At 67.5% G+C, this 17,016-nt stretch carries 13 protein-coding genes; 7 read left to right on the top strand and 6 right to left on the bottom strand.

What is annotated here, in order from left to right:
• Positions 1-133: 133 nt before the first annotated feature.
• The gene (locus tag F6B93_RS14515) at positions 134-1,006 is read left to right on the top strand and encodes a phytanoyl-CoA dioxygenase family protein (protein ID WP_211695716.1); all 873 of its coding nucleotides are present in this window, start codon (positions 134-136) and stop codon (positions 1,004-1,006) included.
• 44 nt (positions 1,007-1,050) lie between these two features.
• On the opposite strand, the gene F6B93_RS14510 is transcribed toward F6B93_RS14515, so the two are convergent.
• Positions 1,051-3,648: a PE family protein gene (locus tag F6B93_RS14510; protein ID WP_211695715.1), complete on the bottom strand. Its 2,598-nt coding sequence runs from the start codon at positions 3,646-3,648 to the stop codon at positions 1,051-1,053.
• 467 nt (positions 3,649-4,115) lie between these two features.
• Here F6B93_RS14510 and F6B93_RS14505 point away from each other — a divergent pair, with 467 nt between their 5' ends.
• A complete protein-coding gene (locus tag F6B93_RS14505) occupies positions 4,116-4,805 on the top strand; it encodes a TetR/AcrR family transcriptional regulator (RefSeq protein ID WP_211695714.1) in 690 nt (229 codons plus the stop codon).
• Positions 4,806-4,977: 172 nt separating this feature from the next.
• On the opposite strand, the gene F6B93_RS14500 is transcribed toward F6B93_RS14505, so the two are convergent.
• Complete coding sequence (locus F6B93_RS14500) at positions 4,978-5,979, bottom strand: winged helix-turn-helix transcriptional regulator (protein WP_211695713.1); 1,002 nt, start codon at positions 5,977-5,979, stop codon at positions 4,978-4,980.
• 94 nt (positions 5,980-6,073) lie between these two features.
• Between F6B93_RS14500 and F6B93_RS14495 the strand changes: the two genes are divergently transcribed.
• From F6B93_RS14495 to moaA, 3 genes are read left to right on the top strand one after another with little or no spacing between them, the layout of a single operon-like run.
• Positions 6,074-6,982, top strand: coding sequence for an alpha/beta fold hydrolase (locus tag F6B93_RS14495; protein ID WP_211695712.1), 909 nt, complete (start codon positions 6,074-6,076; stop codon positions 6,980-6,982).
• A 42-nt stretch (positions 6,983-7,024) separates the two neighbouring features.
• Positions 7,025-9,547, top strand: coding sequence for a molybdopterin-dependent oxidoreductase (locus tag F6B93_RS14490; protein WP_211699505.1), 2,523 nt, complete (start codon positions 7,025-7,027; stop codon positions 9,545-9,547).
• A gap of 35 nt (positions 9,548-9,582) precedes the next feature.
• Positions 9,583-10,635 carry a GTP 3',8-cyclase MoaA gene (gene moaA / locus F6B93_RS14485; RefSeq protein WP_211695711.1) on the top strand — a complete coding sequence of 351 codons (1,053 nt, stop codon included), beginning with the start codon at positions 9,583-9,585 and terminating at the stop codon, positions 10,633-10,635.
• 33 nt (positions 10,636-10,668) lie between these two features.
• Here the strand turns inward: moaA and F6B93_RS14480 are convergent, their stop codons facing one another.
• A complete protein-coding gene (locus F6B93_RS14480; protein WP_211695710.1) occupies positions 10,669-11,958 on the bottom strand; it encodes a condensation domain-containing protein in 1,290 nt (429 codons plus the stop codon).
• 137 nt (positions 11,959-12,095) lie between these two features.
• Here F6B93_RS14480 and F6B93_RS14475 point away from each other — a divergent pair, with 137 nt between their 5' ends.
• Positions 12,096-12,983, top strand: coding sequence for an MBL fold metallo-hydrolase (locus tag F6B93_RS14475; RefSeq protein WP_211695709.1), 888 nt, complete (start codon positions 12,096-12,098; stop codon positions 12,981-12,983).
• Positions 12,984-12,985: 2 nt separating this feature from the next.
• A complete protein-coding gene (locus F6B93_RS14470; protein WP_211695708.1) occupies positions 12,986-13,582 on the top strand; it encodes a class I SAM-dependent methyltransferase in 597 nt (198 codons plus the stop codon).
• On the opposite strand, the gene F6B93_RS14465 is transcribed toward F6B93_RS14470, so the two are convergent.
• The 3 genes from F6B93_RS14465 to F6B93_RS22965 form a co-directional block, all read right to left on the bottom strand.
• Entirely contained in the window at positions 13,569-14,789 is a 1,221-nt protein-coding gene (locus F6B93_RS14465; RefSeq protein WP_211695707.1) for a cytochrome P450 family protein, read from the bottom strand. The genes F6B93_RS14470 and F6B93_RS14465 overlap by 14 nt on opposite strands.
• 126 nt (positions 14,790-14,915) lie before the next feature.
• Positions 14,916-15,710 carry an SDR family NAD(P)-dependent oxidoreductase gene (locus F6B93_RS14460; protein ID WP_211695706.1) on the bottom strand — a complete coding sequence of 265 codons (795 nt, stop codon included), beginning with the start codon at positions 15,708-15,710 and terminating at the stop codon, positions 14,916-14,918.
• Between the two features lie 495 nt (positions 15,711-16,205).
• Positions 16,206-16,739, bottom strand: coding sequence for a hypothetical protein (locus F6B93_RS22965; RefSeq protein ID WP_246540787.1), 534 nt, complete (start codon positions 16,737-16,739; stop codon positions 16,206-16,208).
• Between the last annotated feature and the right edge of the window lie 277 nt (positions 16,740-17,016).

Below are 17,016 nucleotides of genomic sequence, written 5' to 3'. Positions count from 1 at the left end.
GGTGGCCAGTCGCGAAGCCCTCGAGATCAACAACGATCGCCAGTAGCAACGCGCTGAACTCACCTATCCTCGTTTCATGGGCACTGAGGCCTCGTTGCGTGCCACGAAGGTCCGCTGAAAGGAGAACCGTCCCATGAAATCCGATGTGGATTTGGTGACGAAGCTCGCCGATCTCAAAACCGATCTGGCCCAGCGTTACCCGGTCGTCCCCAGCGGCGGCGCAACCGTCGACCCCGAGACGGTCGCCGCCGACCTCGCGGCCATCGAGCGCGACGGGTATGTGATCTGGGAGAACCTGATCAGCGACGAGGAGTGCCGGAAGATCCGGGACGCGGTCATCCCGTTGCTGGGCCACACCGGCCGCAACGGTTTCGAGGGGCACAGCACCCAGCGCGTCTACAGCGTCTTGAACAAGACCCGGGTGTGCGACCGACTCGTCGACCATCCGCGCGTGCTGGCCATGCTCGACCACCTGTTCCTGCCCAATTACCTGTTGTCTCAGCTGCAAGTCATCAACATCAACCCGGGTGAGTCGAGCCAGTTGCTCCACCACGACGACGGGTTGTATCCGGTTCCTCGGCCACGGCCCCCGCTCGGGGCGGCGACCATATGGGCAATCGACGCGTTCACCGAAGACAACGGGGCCACCGTTGTCGTTCCGGGAAGTCATCGGTGGGAGGAGCCCAAACGCAAGCCGGGCCCGAACGACCGCGTTGAGTCGGTGGTCATGCCCGCCGGGTCCTGCGTCTTTTTCGTCGGGACCTTGTGGCACGGTGGCGGCGCGAATCACTCCGCCTGCGACCGCCTTGCGGTCACGGCGCAGTACTGCGAGGCATGGCTGCGGCCACAAGAGGCGTTCACCCTGTCGGTGCCGCGCGACGTCGCGCGGGCGGCGTCTCCAGACATCCAGCGGATGCTGGGTTACAACGTCCACCCGCCGTTCGTGGGCGCCGTGGACGGACTGCATCCGCTCCGGCTGCTCGAGGACGACTCGGTGTCGGACTGACTGCCTCATCGCGTGTTGCGCGGACACGGCAGCACCGAGGGCGGCTATGGCAACCCGTTGAAGCCGTTGTGGCCCCACAACCCGCCGATGCCCCCGGTGCCGGCACTACCCGGGGCGGTGCCGGCACCGCCGTTGCCGCCGTTGCCGCCGTTGCCGATCAGCAACCCGTTGCTGCCCATCCCACCAGCCCCGCCGGAGCCGGGATCTCCGAAGATGTCAGCTTGCCCGCCGGCGCCTCCGGCGCCGCCGTTACCCAACAAGCGCCCGCCGAACAGCCCGCCGTCCCCGCCGGCACCCCCGTTCCCGGATACGCTGGTCCCACCGGCACCGCCGGCCCCAGCGACGCCGATAAGACCGGGGATGCCGCCAGTGCCGCCAGCCCCGCCAACATCGTCGCCGACACCGCCGAAGCCGCCGACCCCGCCGTCGCCCACGAGCCATCCGCCGGGTCCACCGGCACCGCCGGCACCCCCGACACCGGCCGATGCAGTTCCGCCGCTTCCGCCGACGCCGCCACCACCGAACAGCAGCCCGGCGTAGCCGCCGGCTCCGCCGGCGCCCCCGGCGGCCGCGCCCGGACCGCCAGCACCGCCGGCGCCGCCGGGACCGCCAAACAGCCCGCCGTTGCCGCCGGCTCCACCCGCCCCAGCGATAAGACCGCGTCCACCAGCGCCGCCGGCCCCGCCGGCGCCCAGCAGCCCACCGTTGCCGCCCGCCCCGCCGGCCCCCGCGACACCCGGATTGGCGGGACTGCCGGTGCTGGCTCCGCCGGCCCCGCCGGCCCCGCCGTCGCCGAGCAGCCCGCCGGCCCCGCCACCCCCGCCGGCCCCGCCGTCGGCGTTTTGGGAGAACCCGCCGGCAGCGCCCAGCCCACCGTCGCCGAAGAGCCATCCGCCGACGCCGCCGGCACCACCGGCTCCACCGGCGCCCGCCGTCGAGCTGCCGCCGATCCCGCCGCTACCGCCGGTACCCCACAGCCCGCCGGCTCCGCCGGAACCGCCAGGCATACCCGAGTCCGCCGCGCCCGACCCGCCGGCTCCGCCATCGCCGAGCAACCATCCCCCGGGTGCGCCGTCGGCACCGCTGCCGGCATCCCCGGGTGCGCCGTTGCCGATCAGCGGACGCCCGGTGACTGACTCGATGGGTGCGTTGATCGCGGCTAGCGCCTCTTGCTGCAGAGTGCGCAGGATGGAGGTGCTCGCCGCCGCGTTGAATCCGTCCAGACCCAACAATGCCCCGCTGATCCCACCGATGCCGGAAGCGCCCGGGGTCGTGCCGGTGCCGCCGATTCCGGCGTTACCACCGTTGCCGATCAGCCCACCGTTGCCGCCGCTCCCGCCGGCTCCACCGGTCATGTCGCCCTCTCCGCCAGGGCCGCCGGCACCGCCGTTGCCGATCAGCAACCCGGCCGTGCCGCCGGTCCCGCCGGCGCCCCCACCGCCCGACTGGAGTATGGCGGCCCCGCCGATTCCGCCGACTCCGCCGTTGCCAAGCCACCCGGCGTCACCACCGGCCCCGCCGCTGCCCCCGCCGCTGGCGCCGAATCCTCCGGTCCCGCCGGTCCCGCCGCTGCCGAACAGCAGCCCGGCATCACCGCCGGCGCCGCCCGCCCCGCCGGTAGGGCCGAACCCTCCGTCCCCGCCATCCCCGCCGCTGCCGACCAGCAGTCCCGCAGCACCGCCGGCCCCACCGGCACCCCCGGCGACATCGCCGGAGCCAGCGCTACTTGTGCCGCCCTCTCCGCCGCCACCACCGCTGCCGAACAGCAGCCCGGCATCACCGCCGACGCCACCTACCCCACCGATGACACCTAACCCGCCGGTTCCGCCCTGACCGCCGCCGGCGCCCACCAAGCCGGCCAGCAGCCCACCAGCCCCGCCGGCCCCGCCGGCTCCGCCCGCCGCGTCAGTCGTGGCGCCGAAGCTGTCTCCGCCGGCCCCACCGACCCCGCCCGCACCCAACAGCCCGCCGGCGCCGCCCGCCCCGCCGGCACCGCCACCGGCCGTGCTCGCCCCGCCGGCTCCGCCGGAGCCGCCGGTGCCCAACAGCCATCCGCCGGTGCCGCCGCTGCCTCCGGTACCCCCGGCCGCGGAGCTCCCTCCACCGGCCCCGCCGGCGCCGCCCGTGCCGATCAGACCGGCGGCCCCGCCGTCCCCGCCTGCCACCCCCGGCGCACCCAAGCCGCCGGCCCCACCATCACCGAGCAACCACCCACCTGGACCCCCGTCGGCCCCGGTACCCGGGGCACCTGGCGCGCCGTTGCCGATCAGTGGTCGCCCAGTGAGCGCCAGACTTGGCGCGTTGATGGCGGCCAGCAGATCGAGCGGCACGGCTTGGGCCGGGCTGGCTATCAGCGCAGCGCTCGCGGCCTCGGCGTGCGCGTATCCGCCGGCAGTAGCGGTCAACACCCGCACGAACTGTTGGTGAAACCCCGCCACCTGGACGCTGAGCTCCTGGTAAGCCCGGCCATGACCGGACAACAGCGCCGCGATACCCGCTGACACCTCGTCCTCGGCGGCGGCCACGATCGCGGTTGTCTGGGCCGCCGCGGCCGCATTGGCCGTACCCAGCATCGAGCCAAGACCCGCCAAATCTGCCGCCGCTGCCGCCACCACCTCGGGCACCGTAATTACAAACGACACGTCACACCTCCCGCACCCACGCGCTCGCCGGCCGGCGACCCAGCGAGGGCCCGGCGCACGACGCCGTCGGCGTAGACCATACATCAGAATTCAATTGCATGGTCGGTTTCGCGGGGATGCCTTCACCCGTATCCGCTCCGGCTGCTCGGGGACGATTCAGTGCCGCACCGATTGCCGGACTGATTGCCGGACTCATGCCGGACCGATTGTCGCACTGACTCGCTCGAATTCAACGACATTGTGGTTCTCTGCGCGGGAGCCGATGTCGCGGCCAACGTGAACACTGCTGTACATATGAACAGCGCTGGGCAGCTGAGGATTTCGACTGCCGCCAGATGTGGGCATGCGGCACCCAGCACCCGTGTGGGGTCCCATTCTCAACCCCAGTGCCGTTCTTCTTCGCGGCCAAGCGTTCTTTTTGAACAGCGAGTCTCTAAAGTGGAGGCTTGGGTGATCCGAGGAGCGTAGTGGCGAAAAAGAAGAGTGCAGAAGTTGTCTCGAGTGCTCGTCCACGTGGACGGCCGCGGCTGCCGATCGATCGTGACGCGGTTGCCGACGCGGTGGCGGAGTTGTTGCACGAAGGCGGGTACGACGCAGTAGGAATCCCCGAGGTTGCCGAGAAGCTGGCGGTCTCGCGGGCGACACTGTATCGGACGGTGCCCACCAAAGCGGACTTGATGGGCATCCTGTTCGAGCGCAGCACTCGCGATCTCACTAAGAAGGCCAAGGCATCGATTGCCGCGACGCCCCACCCGATCGAGCAACTGACGAGCCTGATCAGGATTCAAGCTGACGGGGCCGTGCAAATGCGACGCTACATGCCCGTGTTCTTCGGTGGTGGCGACCTGCCGCCGGAGGTTGTGGCTCGGTGGCATTCGTGGAGCCGACGATTCGAGAACATCTGGGTCAAAGTGGTCGCAGCCTGCATGCGTGATGGCTACCTGGCTAAGGACGATCCTGTGGTAGCCACCCGGTTGATCCTCGGGATGCTCATCTGGGTTGCGCGCTGGTACCGGCCGGTCGAGAAGGTGACGCCGGAGGAGATCGCCGACGTCGCCATTCACCTGCTGCGATTGGAAGGGTCGGCGAAACCCAAGAATGCCGCGCCACGCCGTGATGGCCGGGCCCGGCGGTCGGTGCCCAAGACGAGCGGGTAACACGAGCCGAGTGCGACGGGACGTCCTGACGAGCGTCGTTCTGTGGTGATGTGTGGGTACCCGCGGCACAGCACCGCGCCGCGCTGTTGATCAGTTGCGAGCTGCGTTGAGACACCGGCGGATTGCGGCGTCGGCTGGCAGCGCCGTCGCCTCTCGTGCTTGCGTGTCCCACCTAGAAACCAGTAGCGCCAGCCGGAAAGCCAATGATTGCGCCCGCGACGCCGAACGCGATCGCCATCCGTCGACCTGCCCCCGGGTCGCCGGTCAGGGCGCCCGGGTCGGCAGCTATGGCTTGCGCGAACGAAACAGTGCCCGCGCCGAGTCCGAGCAGCGTCGCCAAATCGGTGCGCAACGTTGCGGCCGGTTCGGTTGCCGGACCGAGCTCCATGCGCACCGACCCGTCGCTGACAAACGCATGAAAGACGAGGTCGTCAACGCGGAATTCGTAGGATTCCTCGATGCCGCGGGTCGCCTGGGGTTGGAATCGTGCCCGGACCGCGCCGATGATGCCGTGCTGGCCACCGGTGGCCTCCAGGTGCGGCCCAAGGATGGTGATCGACCGTTCGGCGGCGCAGCGGTCGCCCTCGATGGTGACCACCCCCTGCGCCTGGGCATCGCTCAGCGCCAACAGCTGCCCGCCGACCGCCAGCAACGACGTCAGGTCAGCAGAGATCACACAGGCTCGATCCGGAGCAGGGCCGTGCCGGACGTCGACATCGCCGTCCGCGATCCGAATATGGAATACCTCGCCGTCGACGCGGTATTCGTAGGTCTCCCGGACGGCGGAGGCCAGCTCGGGTCGAAAACTGGCCCGCAGGCAACCCAGTAGCCAGTTCAGTCGAAAGCTGTCCTGGGGTTGCGGTACATCCAGCAGCTGCAGACCCCACCGGGTCAGGGCATCGACAACCGGTCGCAGCCCTTCGCCGAGGTCGGTGAGCTCGTAGACCACGGCAACCGCCGGTGGCGGCAGCTTTGACCGCCGAACTACTCCCGCCTCCTGCAGATCGCGCAGACGCTCGGTAAGGATGTTGGGGGTCACTCCCGGCAGGCCCGCTTCGAGATCGCTGTACCGCTTCGGACCCAGTAGCAACTCGCGAACGATCAAGATTGCCCATCGCCCGCCGATCTTGTCGAGTCCGCGTGCCACCGGACAGAACTGGTCGTAGCTTCGCATCGCCCCTGCCGCCCTGATCGCTGTGGTGAACCCGTTTCGTCGCCGCTGATCCTATCTTATTGCAAGTTCAAACTATGTTTTCTATAGTTCACTCATGGCGGCCGACGGAGTTAACGGCTCATCACAGCCACCGCCCATTGCCGGAGTGCGGCGCTCGTTCGTCGTGGCCCGCGGCGTGCGGTTCCACGTCACCGAAGCAGGCCCGGCCGAGGGAAGGCCGGTCGTGCTCCTACACGGCTGGCCACAGCACCACTATGCGTATCGTGACCTGCTCGCCGACCCTCCGGCCGGGCTGCGGATCATCGCGCCGGATCTTCCCGGCTATGGCTGGTCAGGTCCGCCGCCGCATCGCTGGGCGAAAGAAGAGGTCGCCAGCGATGTGCTGGCCCTACTCGACGAGCTCCGGCTTCCCACCACGCTCTTGGCCGGGCACGACTGGGGTGGCTGGATCGGCTACCTCATGATCCTGAGCGCCCCCGAGCGATTCGACGGCTACCTGCCGCTGAACATTTCGCACCCATGGCAGTCACCGCGGAGTTTGGCGCCACATCTGTGGCGGTTGTTGGCATACCAGCCGGTCATGGCCGCGTTCGGGATACCGCTTCAGCGCCACACGAAGATGATCGAACGCCTGGTCTTCGGTACCGAGGCATCCCGGGGAGCCGCTTTGGACCCCGCTGACGTCGCGATCTTCGCCGAGCGTTTCCGCGACCCGGTGTGTGCGCGAGCCGGCCGCGACACCTACCGGACGTTCTTGTTGCGCGAAATACCGGCCTCGGCGCGCAAGGGCGAGAGCCGCCGTGCGACCGTTCCGATCCGCGCGCTCTTCGGGGTCAAAGACTTCGCTATCCACCGATCGCTGGCGTCGCCGGAGAACGCAAACGCCGACGACTACACGCTGGAAGAAGCCGATTGCGGACACTTCATCGTCGACGAGAAACCGGACCTGGTGCGGGCGCGGCTCGTGGAGCTTGCCCGCGATACCGAGCGGACCACGAAGTGAGATCAGAAGGAGCAGAACGTGTCTGACAAGTCCGGCATAACACTGCAATCGCAAGCGGACGCGCCCGATGCCACCGCGACGAGTGCCTGCATCCTGTGCGAGTGCAACTGCGGCATCGAAATCACGCTGGATGGACGCCGATTCAAGCGCATACACGGTGACGAGCAGCATCCGGCCAGTCAGGGATACACCTGCCAGAAGGCGTTGCGGCTCGATCACTACCAGAACAACCCCGACCGGATCACATCGCCGCTGCGGCGGCGTGCGGACGGCACATACGAGGAGATCGACTGGGACACTGCGATCGACGAGATCGCGGCCAAGCTGGCGGCGGTCCGCGACACCCACGGCGGGGACAAGATCTTCTTCTACGGCGGCGGCGGTCAGGGCAATCATCTTGGCGGCATGTACGCGGCAGCGCTGCAAGCCGCCGTCGGTGCGAAGTACTACTCGAACGCCATTGCCCAGGAAAAGACCGGCGAAACATGGGTCGATGGCAAGTTGTACGGCGGCCACACCAAGGGGGACTTTGCGCATAGCGAGGTCGTGGTGTTTGTCGGCAAGAATCCGTGGCAGTCGCACAGTTTCCCGCGTGCGCGGCCGACGCTGAAGCAGATCGCGCGCGACGCGGCGCGGTCGATGATCGTTCTCGACCCGCGTCGTTCGGAGACCGCGGAAATGGCGGACTTTCATCTGCAGGTGCGCCCCGGCACCGACGCATGGTGTCTAGCAGCGCTACTGGCCGTGCTGGTCCGCGACGATCTGATTGACCACGAGTTCATCGCCAGGCACACCTCAGGTTCCGGCCCGGTGCTGGCGGCGCTGTCCGCAGTGCCCATTTCGGACTACGCCCAGCGATGCGGCGTTGCCGAGGAACTCATTTCCGCTGCTGCGCATCGCATCGGCACAGCCTCGTCGGTAGCGACCTATGAGGACCTCGGTACCCAACAGGGGCCGCACAGCACGCTGGTGTCCTACCTCAACAAGCTGATCTGGATTCTCACCGGCAATTTCGGTGAGCCGGGCACGATGTTTCTCCACTCCAGCCTCGTCCCACTGACCGGACTGCCGCCGTCGAACGAACCGCAGCGCGCACCGAACTTCCTGCGGGACAAGGCCGCCGGTCTTCTCGCCATCGCCGCGGCGACGTCAGCCGCGGGGTTCGGCAAGCTGGTTTCTGCACTGGCTGGGCGGCGCAGTACCGCTTCGGCAACCGACCGGATGGCCAAGGCTGTGCTCGATCGGACTGCCGCTCGTGTCGCCGCGATGGCGCCTGCTATCGCGCCCGGTGGGACCGAGCAACACACTCTCGTCACGAAAGCGCCGATCATTGCCGGGCTGGTTCCGTGTAACTCGATCACCGAAGAGATCCTCACCGACCACCCAGATCGACTGCGGGCCATGTGGATCGACGCGAACAACCCGGCGCATTCGCTGGCCGACTCGCCGCGATGGCGACGCGCTATGCGGGCACTGGATTTGACCGTCGTCATCGATGTCGCGTTGACCGAGACGGCGCTCCTCGCCGACTATGTGCTCCCGGCAAGCTCGCAGTTCGAGAAATGGGAAGCGTCGTTCTTCAATTTCGAGTTTCCCCACAACGTATTTCAGCTCCGGGCACCCGTGCTGGATCCCTTGCCCGGAACGGTGAGTGAACCGGAGATCTACGCCCGGGTCATTCGCGCGCTCGGGGTTGTCGGCGAGGACACCATCGCCAACCTACGGGCCGCTGCCCGCGGGGGACGCAACAGCTTTACCCTGGCCTTCTTTTCCGCGCTTGCCGCGGACCCCGCGATCACCATGCTGTCGCCCTACCTGCTGTACGAAACGTTGGGACCGACCTTGCCTGACGGCGCACAATCGGCCGCCGGCCTGTGGGTGGTGGCACATCTGTGCGCCCTGCACAACCCGCACGGGGTACGCGGCGCCGGATTCACCGGACCGGGTTTCGAACCCGGAGAGAAGCTGTTCGAGGCCATACTGACGCAAAGGTCGGGCATCACGTTCACCGCTGACGAGTGGTCGGATGTGTGGAACTACGTCAGCCGCCCCGATCGCCGGTTCACCATCGAGGTTCCCGAACTACTCGACAAGCTCGCCGGAATCGTCGACGATCCGGGTGTATGGACCACCGACGAGTTCCCGTTGGTGCTGTCGGCGGGGGAGCGGCGTGCGTTCACGGCAAACACGATCATCCGTGATCCCGCCTGGCGGCGCCGCGATCCCGCGGGGGCATTGCGGATCAGCCCTGCCGATGCGCAGAGTCATGGTGTGACCAACGGCGACTTCGTGCGGCTGGTCACCGAGCGCGGCGCCGCTGAGGTCCTCGTCGAGGTGAGTCCGATGATGGCCGAAGGCCACATTTCGCTGCCCAACGGACTTGGCACCCATCACCGCGACTCCGAGGGCGCGCGCGTTCAGACTGGGGTCGCGCCCAACGACCTCACCTCGGTGGATCGCAGGGACTGGCTGGCCGGGACACCCTGGCACAAGAATGTGCCGGCCCGCATCGAGCTTGCCGCACAGCCGTCGAATCGACGTTCTGCCGATGAGGCGGGAGAATAGATCCGCACGCGCCACGACACTGACTTGGGAGCACCGTGTCCATCACCGCATTGGGTATGCCGTCCCCGCCGATTCCATCGGCGCAGCGGCCAGACTCGCCTGCCCTGATTGACCAATACGGGCGCGTCGCGACGGACCTACGGGTGTCGGTGACCGACCATTGCAACTTGCGATGCACCTACTGCATGCCGGCCGACGGTCTCGAATGGCTGCCTCGCGACGAACTGCTGTCCACCGCCGAGCTGCAGCGGCTGCTCCACATTGCGGTCACCCAGCTGGGTATCGCCGAAATCCGATTCACCGGCGGCGAGCCGTTGCTACGCCGCGACCTGCCCGAGCTTGTGTCCTTCGCGGCAGGGCTTCATCCCCGGCCGGATCTATCGGTCACCACCAACGGTCTGGGTCTGAAACACAAGGCGAAGGTTCTCGCCGATGCGGGCCTGGACCGGATCAACGTGTCCCTCGACAGTGTCGATCGCGTGGCTTACGCAGCGATTACCCGCCGTGACCGGCTCCACGATGTGCTGGATGGCCTGGCTGCCGCGGTAGCCGCCGGGCTGGCACCGGTCAAGGTCAATGCGGTGCTGCAACGTGGCGTCAACGACGACCAAGCCGCCGATCTGCTCGGGTTCTGCCTGGCCAATGGCTACGAACTGCGGTTCATCGAGCAGATGCCCCTCGATGCCGACCATCGGTGGAATCGGGCGTCGATGATTACCGCGGAGGAGATTCTTGATCGGCTGCGCGAGAGGTTCGCCCTCACACCCGACGCTCGACCCCGCGGGGCAGCACCGGCTCAGCGGTGGCTCGTCGATGGCGGGCCGGCGTCGGTGGGTGTGATCGCGTCGGTGACCAAACCTTTCTGTGGGGACTGCGACCGAGTGCGACTCACCGCGGACGGCCAGCTACGCAACTGCCTGTTTGCCACCGGGGAGACCGACCTGCGCCGATTGCTCCGAACCGGCGGCGACGACGTCGCGATTGCCCATCAGTGGCGAGACGCCATTTGGGTGAAGAAGGCCGGGCATGGGATCGGCGCCGCCGGATTCCAGCAGCCGGCGCGGCCGATGAGCGCTATCGGCGGCTGACTCGGGGCGACACCGGCAATGCCGTGCGCCGTCTCAGGTCAGCAGGGTGTCGCGATACAACGCGGCAAACCGGCCCAACGCCTCGTCGCCGATGACCCGTCCGTCGGCGCGGAACATGGCCCGCAGCGTCCTGCCGAAACCGATGAGACCGAGTGCGATCGGCATGACGCTTAAAGCCGCCGTCGGACTGAACCACACCTCGGTGGTGTCGCCAGCCTCGCCTCCAAATGCGGGGACGTCGACTCGGCCCAGATTGGAAAGGCAGACGCTCTCGACGACCCGATCTTCGACCAGCGGGAGCAGCAGCTGGAGTTGGCGTTTGAGCATGGCCGGCAACGCGTTTCCGCCCTCGAGCAGGTCCACGACCCACCCAGCCGCGCCGGATTGCTTCATCGGCCCGGTGATCCCGGCGACGATCGCGGTCGCCTTCTCGAGGTCAGTCACCTCCTCGACCTGCAGCACGATCGCGAGGTAGCTAGCGAAGTTCGAGATGACCTCGGTCGACCACGCCGGCGGCCGGAAGTTCACCGGCATGTTCACCGACACCGAATCGGCGAGCGGGACATCGTGGGCGCGGTTCCACCGCAGGATCGTCAGCGCCAGCGCGGCCATGGCCAGGTCGTTCACCGTGGCCCCCGCGGGTCGACGCGCGAGTGCGGTGGCCATCTCGTCGCCCTCGATGGTGAGCGGAGCGAAGACGAATCGCGGCCCCTCCGGCGAGCCGCCGTCCGCGGCGACCCGGGTGGTTCGCTTCCGGTCGATGGCCGGTTTGGCGACCCCCCGGGCGCGGATCAGAACGTCGAAGAGATCGCGGGAGCCGGCAATGCCCTTCAGGTCACGGGCTTCCTCGATGGGCGGTCCACCGACTTCATCGGGCTCGCCCGCATAAGCCCGAACGAGTGAGAGCAAGAAACGCATCGCTCCCATGCCGTCGAAGGCCGCGTGATGGAAGTTGAGCAGAAGGCGGTCCCCATGGGTCTCGCGGACCACCGCGACGGAAAACACTGGGCTGCGGTGCAGATCGGGAACCCGCGCATAGAGGCGACTGCGGACTTCGCTCACGGGTTCATCGGTGATCTCCATGGCGAGGTGATCCGCGCGGTCGGGTACTTCCCAATACAGTGTCCGCGCGGTCAGGCGCGCGCGGCCAAGTCGTGCCCGAGCAAGGGGGTGCTTCGCGACGGCGGCGCGCAGGGCTGTGGCAAGCCGGTCTGGGTCCAGGCGGCCGGACACGCGCGCCTCTATTTGAACCGAAGGAATGATGTCGATGTCGTCGGTGATGAACATCTCGTCGAGCGCGGTGAGTCGCAGCGTTTGGGTCATAGGGCCATTTTGCTCTAGCGGGCAAATCGCGGCGGTTGTAGTTGTGGAAGGCAGATCGCTAGGCCGCTCGAGGCTCCCGTGGGAGAGCCCCTACGCCTGTGCGAAACGAACTGTGCCTGAGTCGACGGGAGCCGCCCATGGACCGCTTGGCTCACCGTGACCCGATCACCGCGGTGTCCGTGATCGCCACCGGGGCGGGTGAGGGTCACTACGAACACGTGTACGGGACCCGCAAACCTAGCTATTGGTGGGTCTTCTTCGGCCGGCGTTGGCTGCGTCTGCCCATCAATGTCTACGTGATCGCACACCAAGACGGTGTGGTGCTGTTTGACGCCGGCATGGATCCTGCCGTCGAGACGGATGCCGACTACTGGCCCGACCCGATCACCGCGTTCTTCATGCGGCATATCTTTCGCTGGCACATCGGGCCGGACGACAGTCTTTCGGTACAGCTCGAGCGCGCGGGTTATTCGGCGGCGATGGTGGTCAAGGCCGTCATCTCCCACCTCCATTCCGATCACGTCGGCGGCATCGCCGAGATCCCGCAGGCGGAGCTGTTCACCGCCGCAGAGGGATTCGCCTACATGCGGGGCCCCCATCACCCCGAGCGCCACATGGTCTTGCGTGAGCGCACCGAGATTCCCGGCGCCAAATGGCGGATGATTCCGTTCGAGCCCAACGACGACCCCGCGTTGGAGCCATTCACCGAGAAGTTCGATCTGATGGGCGACGGTTCATTGGTCGTGGTGCCCACTCCTGGCCATCTGGCGGGTTCGGTGTCGATGTTGGTGCGGCGCAATTCGGCCCCGCCCCTCCTCCTGGTCGGCGACCTGACCTACGCCGAGGAACTGCTCTACCGCGACCAGTTCCCCGCGATTGGAGACAAGAAGCTGCTGGCCGATTCGTTCGCCAAGGTGCGAGCGCTCAAGAAACACCTGCCCGATCTGGTGATCCTTCCCGCCCACGACCTACTCGCGGAGCAGAAATTGCGCGCCGCGGCGGGCCACCTCAGACAAGGGAATTAGCAATGCCGTGGCGAAAAGCGCTGTTTAACACCATGTACCGGGCGCGTCGACCGATCTGGGACACCCCGGTCCCCGACGAAATCCGTGCCCTTGCCGACGGTCCGAACGCCGTCGCGCCCGGTGCCGCGCTGGATGTCGGTTGCGGCACCAGCGGCAACGTAGCATTTCTGGCCCGCCACGGCTGGCGTGCCATTGGCGTGGATTTCTCGCCCGCCGCAATCCAAAAGGCCACGGCCGCAGCGGCAGGTGTCTCCGGCGCCAGCTTCATCGAAGCCGACGTCACCAGGCTGACCGAACAGGGCATCACGGGACCCTTCGACTTGATCATCGACAACGGCTGCTACCACTCCCTGGCCGACGACGGCAAGCAGGCCTTAGCGCGCGAACTCGCCGCGGTCGCCAAGCCCGGCGCGTTGCTGGTGATGTGGGAAGGCATTCGGATGCGGCCCAACGAAATCGCCGACCGATTCTCGGCAGATTTCGACATCGAGCAGGCGGCCATGAAAGCGTTCGAGGTCAAGCGTTTTGGACGCCGCTTCACCATCGACAACGCACGCTGGTATCAGTTGCGCCGCAAAGCCCCTCTCAGCGCAGAGTGATGGGCAACCTGGTCAGACGGCGCCACAGCGGAACCGGTACGTATTGCAGCTCGGAAGGGTCGACAGCGAGGGTCAGATCGGGAAATCTGGCGATGAGATTGCCGATCGCAATGCGGGTTTCCATCCGCGCCAGGTTGGCGCCCAGGCAGAAGTGCGGCCCCTTGCTAAAAGCAATGTGGTAGTTGGGGGATCGCGTGATGTCAAAGACTTCGGGCCGGTCGAAGACGGCGGGGTCGCGGTTCGCCGAGGCCAGCAGCGGGACGACCATCGCCCCGCGCGGAATGTGAACCCCGTGCCACTCGACGTCCTCGGTTGCGTAGTTGGGTTTGGTGCCGCCGATGGTGCCGGTATAGCGCAGGATCTCCTCGACGGCGCTACCGATCAGCTCCGGGTTGGTGATGAGGAGTTCGAGCTGATCCGGGTGGGTCAGCAGCGCGGCGACTCCGTTGCTGATCAGGTTGTAGGTGGTTTCGTAACCGGCGCTGATCAGTAGAAACACCATTGCCACGAGCTCGTCGTCGGTGAGTCTGTCGCCGTCCTGAGACGCGTGGATCAGCCCGGTCATGATGTCGTCGGCCGGCTCGGCCCGACGGCGGTCGATGACGCCGCGCAGGAAGTCGATCAGGTCTTCGAATTTGGCTGCCAGCGCTTCCAGGTCGTAGGTGGTCACTCCGTCGATAATCAGTTTCATACCGTCGTGGAAGCGAGCCCGATCGGATTCGTCGACGCCGACCATCTCACTGATCACGGTGACCGGGATGGGCAGGGCGTAGTCGGTGATGAGCTCGATTTGTTGGCCGCGGCGAAACCCGTCGAGCAGTTCGCTCGTGACTGCCTCGACGCGATCAGTCAACGTCGCGATAGCTTTGGGCGTGAACGCCCGGCTGACGAGGTTACGCAGCCGTAGATGTTCGGGGTCGTCCTTGTAGATCATGCTGTCGGTACTGAGAAATCGGATCGCCTGCGGAACCGGTGGTGGCTCGGCGCCTTCGACCACGCGTCGGAACCGCGGATCGGTGGTGAGGTCAACGCAGTCGTGGTAGCGGGCCAACACGTAGAGCTCGGCGTTACCGATATAGCTCATCGTGGCGCGGTGGACCGGGGAGTTGCGTCGCAAGTGGTCATAGACGCCGAACGGATCGGCCAAGAAGTCCGGGCTCTCTAGCTGGATCGATTCGCCCGTTGGCATGTCCTGGGTGGTGCTCATCTGCGGCTCCTTGGTATGAGCGCTCGGATTCGGGCGCACGCCGGCCGTTCCTCCACTGTGATTTCCACAGTACGGCAGAGTTGTCGGCGTCAAGCCGGAGAACGGCGCCGGCGCCGGGGTACGTCCCTAGTCGTCGAACGCCAGTGTGCCGGTCCCGACGATCTCGCCGCCGCCATCAGCGACCAGCACCGCACCCGTAACGAAGGAAGCTTCATCGGAGGCGAGGAACACGCAGCAGTGGGCGATCTCCTCGGGGCGGGCCACTCGCCTCAGCGGCAGATGCGCTGCGGCCCTTCGGTAGGCCTCTTCGCGGTCAATGTCTTTGGCGTTCGCCAACGAGTCCATCGCCGCATCGGCCATCGGCGTACGGACCCAGCCAGGGCACACCGTGTTGACTCGGATGCCTTGGCGGCCATAGTCATACGCCATCGATCGGGTCAACGCGAGCAGCGCGGATTTGCTCACGCCATACCCCACGCGGGCGGGTGAGGCCGACAACGCGCTCACCGAGGAGATGTTGACGATGGCTCCGCCACCGCGGTCGATGAGCGCCGGCAGCGCCGCACGGGCCAGCTTCATCGCGCCGGTCACATTGACGTCCAACATCTGCTGCCAGTCCTCATCGCGAACCGACAACACATCGCCGCCTATCCCGACGCCGGCGTTGGCAACGACAATGTCCACCCCGCCGAAGTGGGTCAACGCGGCGGTGACGGCGGCGGTCGCGTGCTCGGTTTCGCTGGTATCGCCGGCGACCGCAACGCCGCCGATGTCGGCGGCGACGGACTCTATCGGCTCGCGTCGCCGTCCGGTGACCACAACCCGGGCGCCTTCTGCCGCGAAGCGGCGGGCGGTAGCCGCGCCGATGCCGGTGCCACCCCCGGAAATCACGGCGATCTTGTCAGCAAGCCTCCCGCTCATGAGTGTGCCACCGTATCGAGATCACCGAATGGTCGTAATCTGAGCACGGTCGCCGGCAAACCCTGGGTCTTATTCCTTGGCATGCCGGCATTCTCTATGGGCGGTTTATGGGCGGCAAGCTCCACCTTCTTCGGGGTGCCGGGCCAGGTACGCCTCTATCGCGGCCCGTCGCTCTTGCGGGGTGCTCTCCCGCCATGCGTCACCCAACATCGTCCGAATCTCCGGGTGCTCGTCGACAAAACGGGCCATGTCGCGAATTGAGTCGGCCCGCGCTGACGGGGAACAGTCGGGCTGGGCGTGCGCGGTGGCGAGGACGTTGACTGGGACTGATCCGACTAGTGCTGAGTCTCCCGAGTCGGTCGTCACGGTCACTGGGGCGCTCACGAGGACCGCGGCCATGGCGACTGCGGCGAGAACACGTCGCCACGACAACCAAGCTTTCAGCCGACCACTCACTGGTCCACTCCTGCCGGACGGCCCTCGCCCACCAGCCGATCAGGCCCCGGGGCCGGGACCCCCTGGGCCGCCGGGTCCGCCGGGGCCGCCGGGTCCGCCGGGTCCGCCTGGTCCGCCGGGAGCCCCGGGGGCGCCCGGAGCGCCGGGGGCGCCCGGTGCGCCGGGCAAGCCGGGACTGCCCGGAGCGCCGGGCAAGCCGGGACCGCCGGGGCCGCGACCGCCTGGGCCGCCGGGTCCGCCGGGGCCTCCGGGTCCGCCGCGGCCGGGACCGCCCGGACCGCCAGGCAAGCCGGGACTGCCCGGAGCGCCGGGACCGCCCGGTGCGCCGGGCAAGCCGGGACCGCCGGGGCCGCGACCGCCCGGGCCGCCGGGTCCGCCTGGTCCACCAGGTCCGCCCGGTCCACCAGGTCCGCCGGGACCGGGGTCCGCAGGCCCGGGATCACCAGGCAGGTCAGTTCCGAACAAGCCGGGCCCAGTTTGGGCCGCGGCGCCGGTCGCGGTTGCTATGCCCGCGAGCCCCAAACCGGCGGTAACCGCGGCACTTGCTGCAGCGAAGCGCACAAAGTTTTTCACACGGCGACTTATACGCCGCGAAACTGGCACGAAGCTGGACGCGAAACCGACGAGCGGCAAACCAGGATGGGACCATGCGTGAGCGATGGTCATCGGGGCTGGCCCGCCGACTCACCGCCGTCATCGGTGAGGCAGGCCCGCCACGCTGTGACCAATCCGGTTCGCAGAGGTCTTCGTCGAGGTCAGCGACCTTTCGGCCGCTTCGGCACAGCGTCTTGGAACGGGGGCGTCAGCAGGCTTGCTAGCCTTCGCGCCGCCGCCATGCCGCCCGAGAATG

This window comes from Mycobacterium spongiae, assembly GCF_018278905.1.
Classification (GTDB): Bacteria; Actinomycetota; Actinomycetes; order Mycobacteriales; family Mycobacteriaceae; genus Mycobacterium; species Mycobacterium spongiae.
The sequence above is the reverse complement of the archived record's forward strand: the minus strand, read 5'-3'. Positions and strand labels throughout refer to the sequence as shown.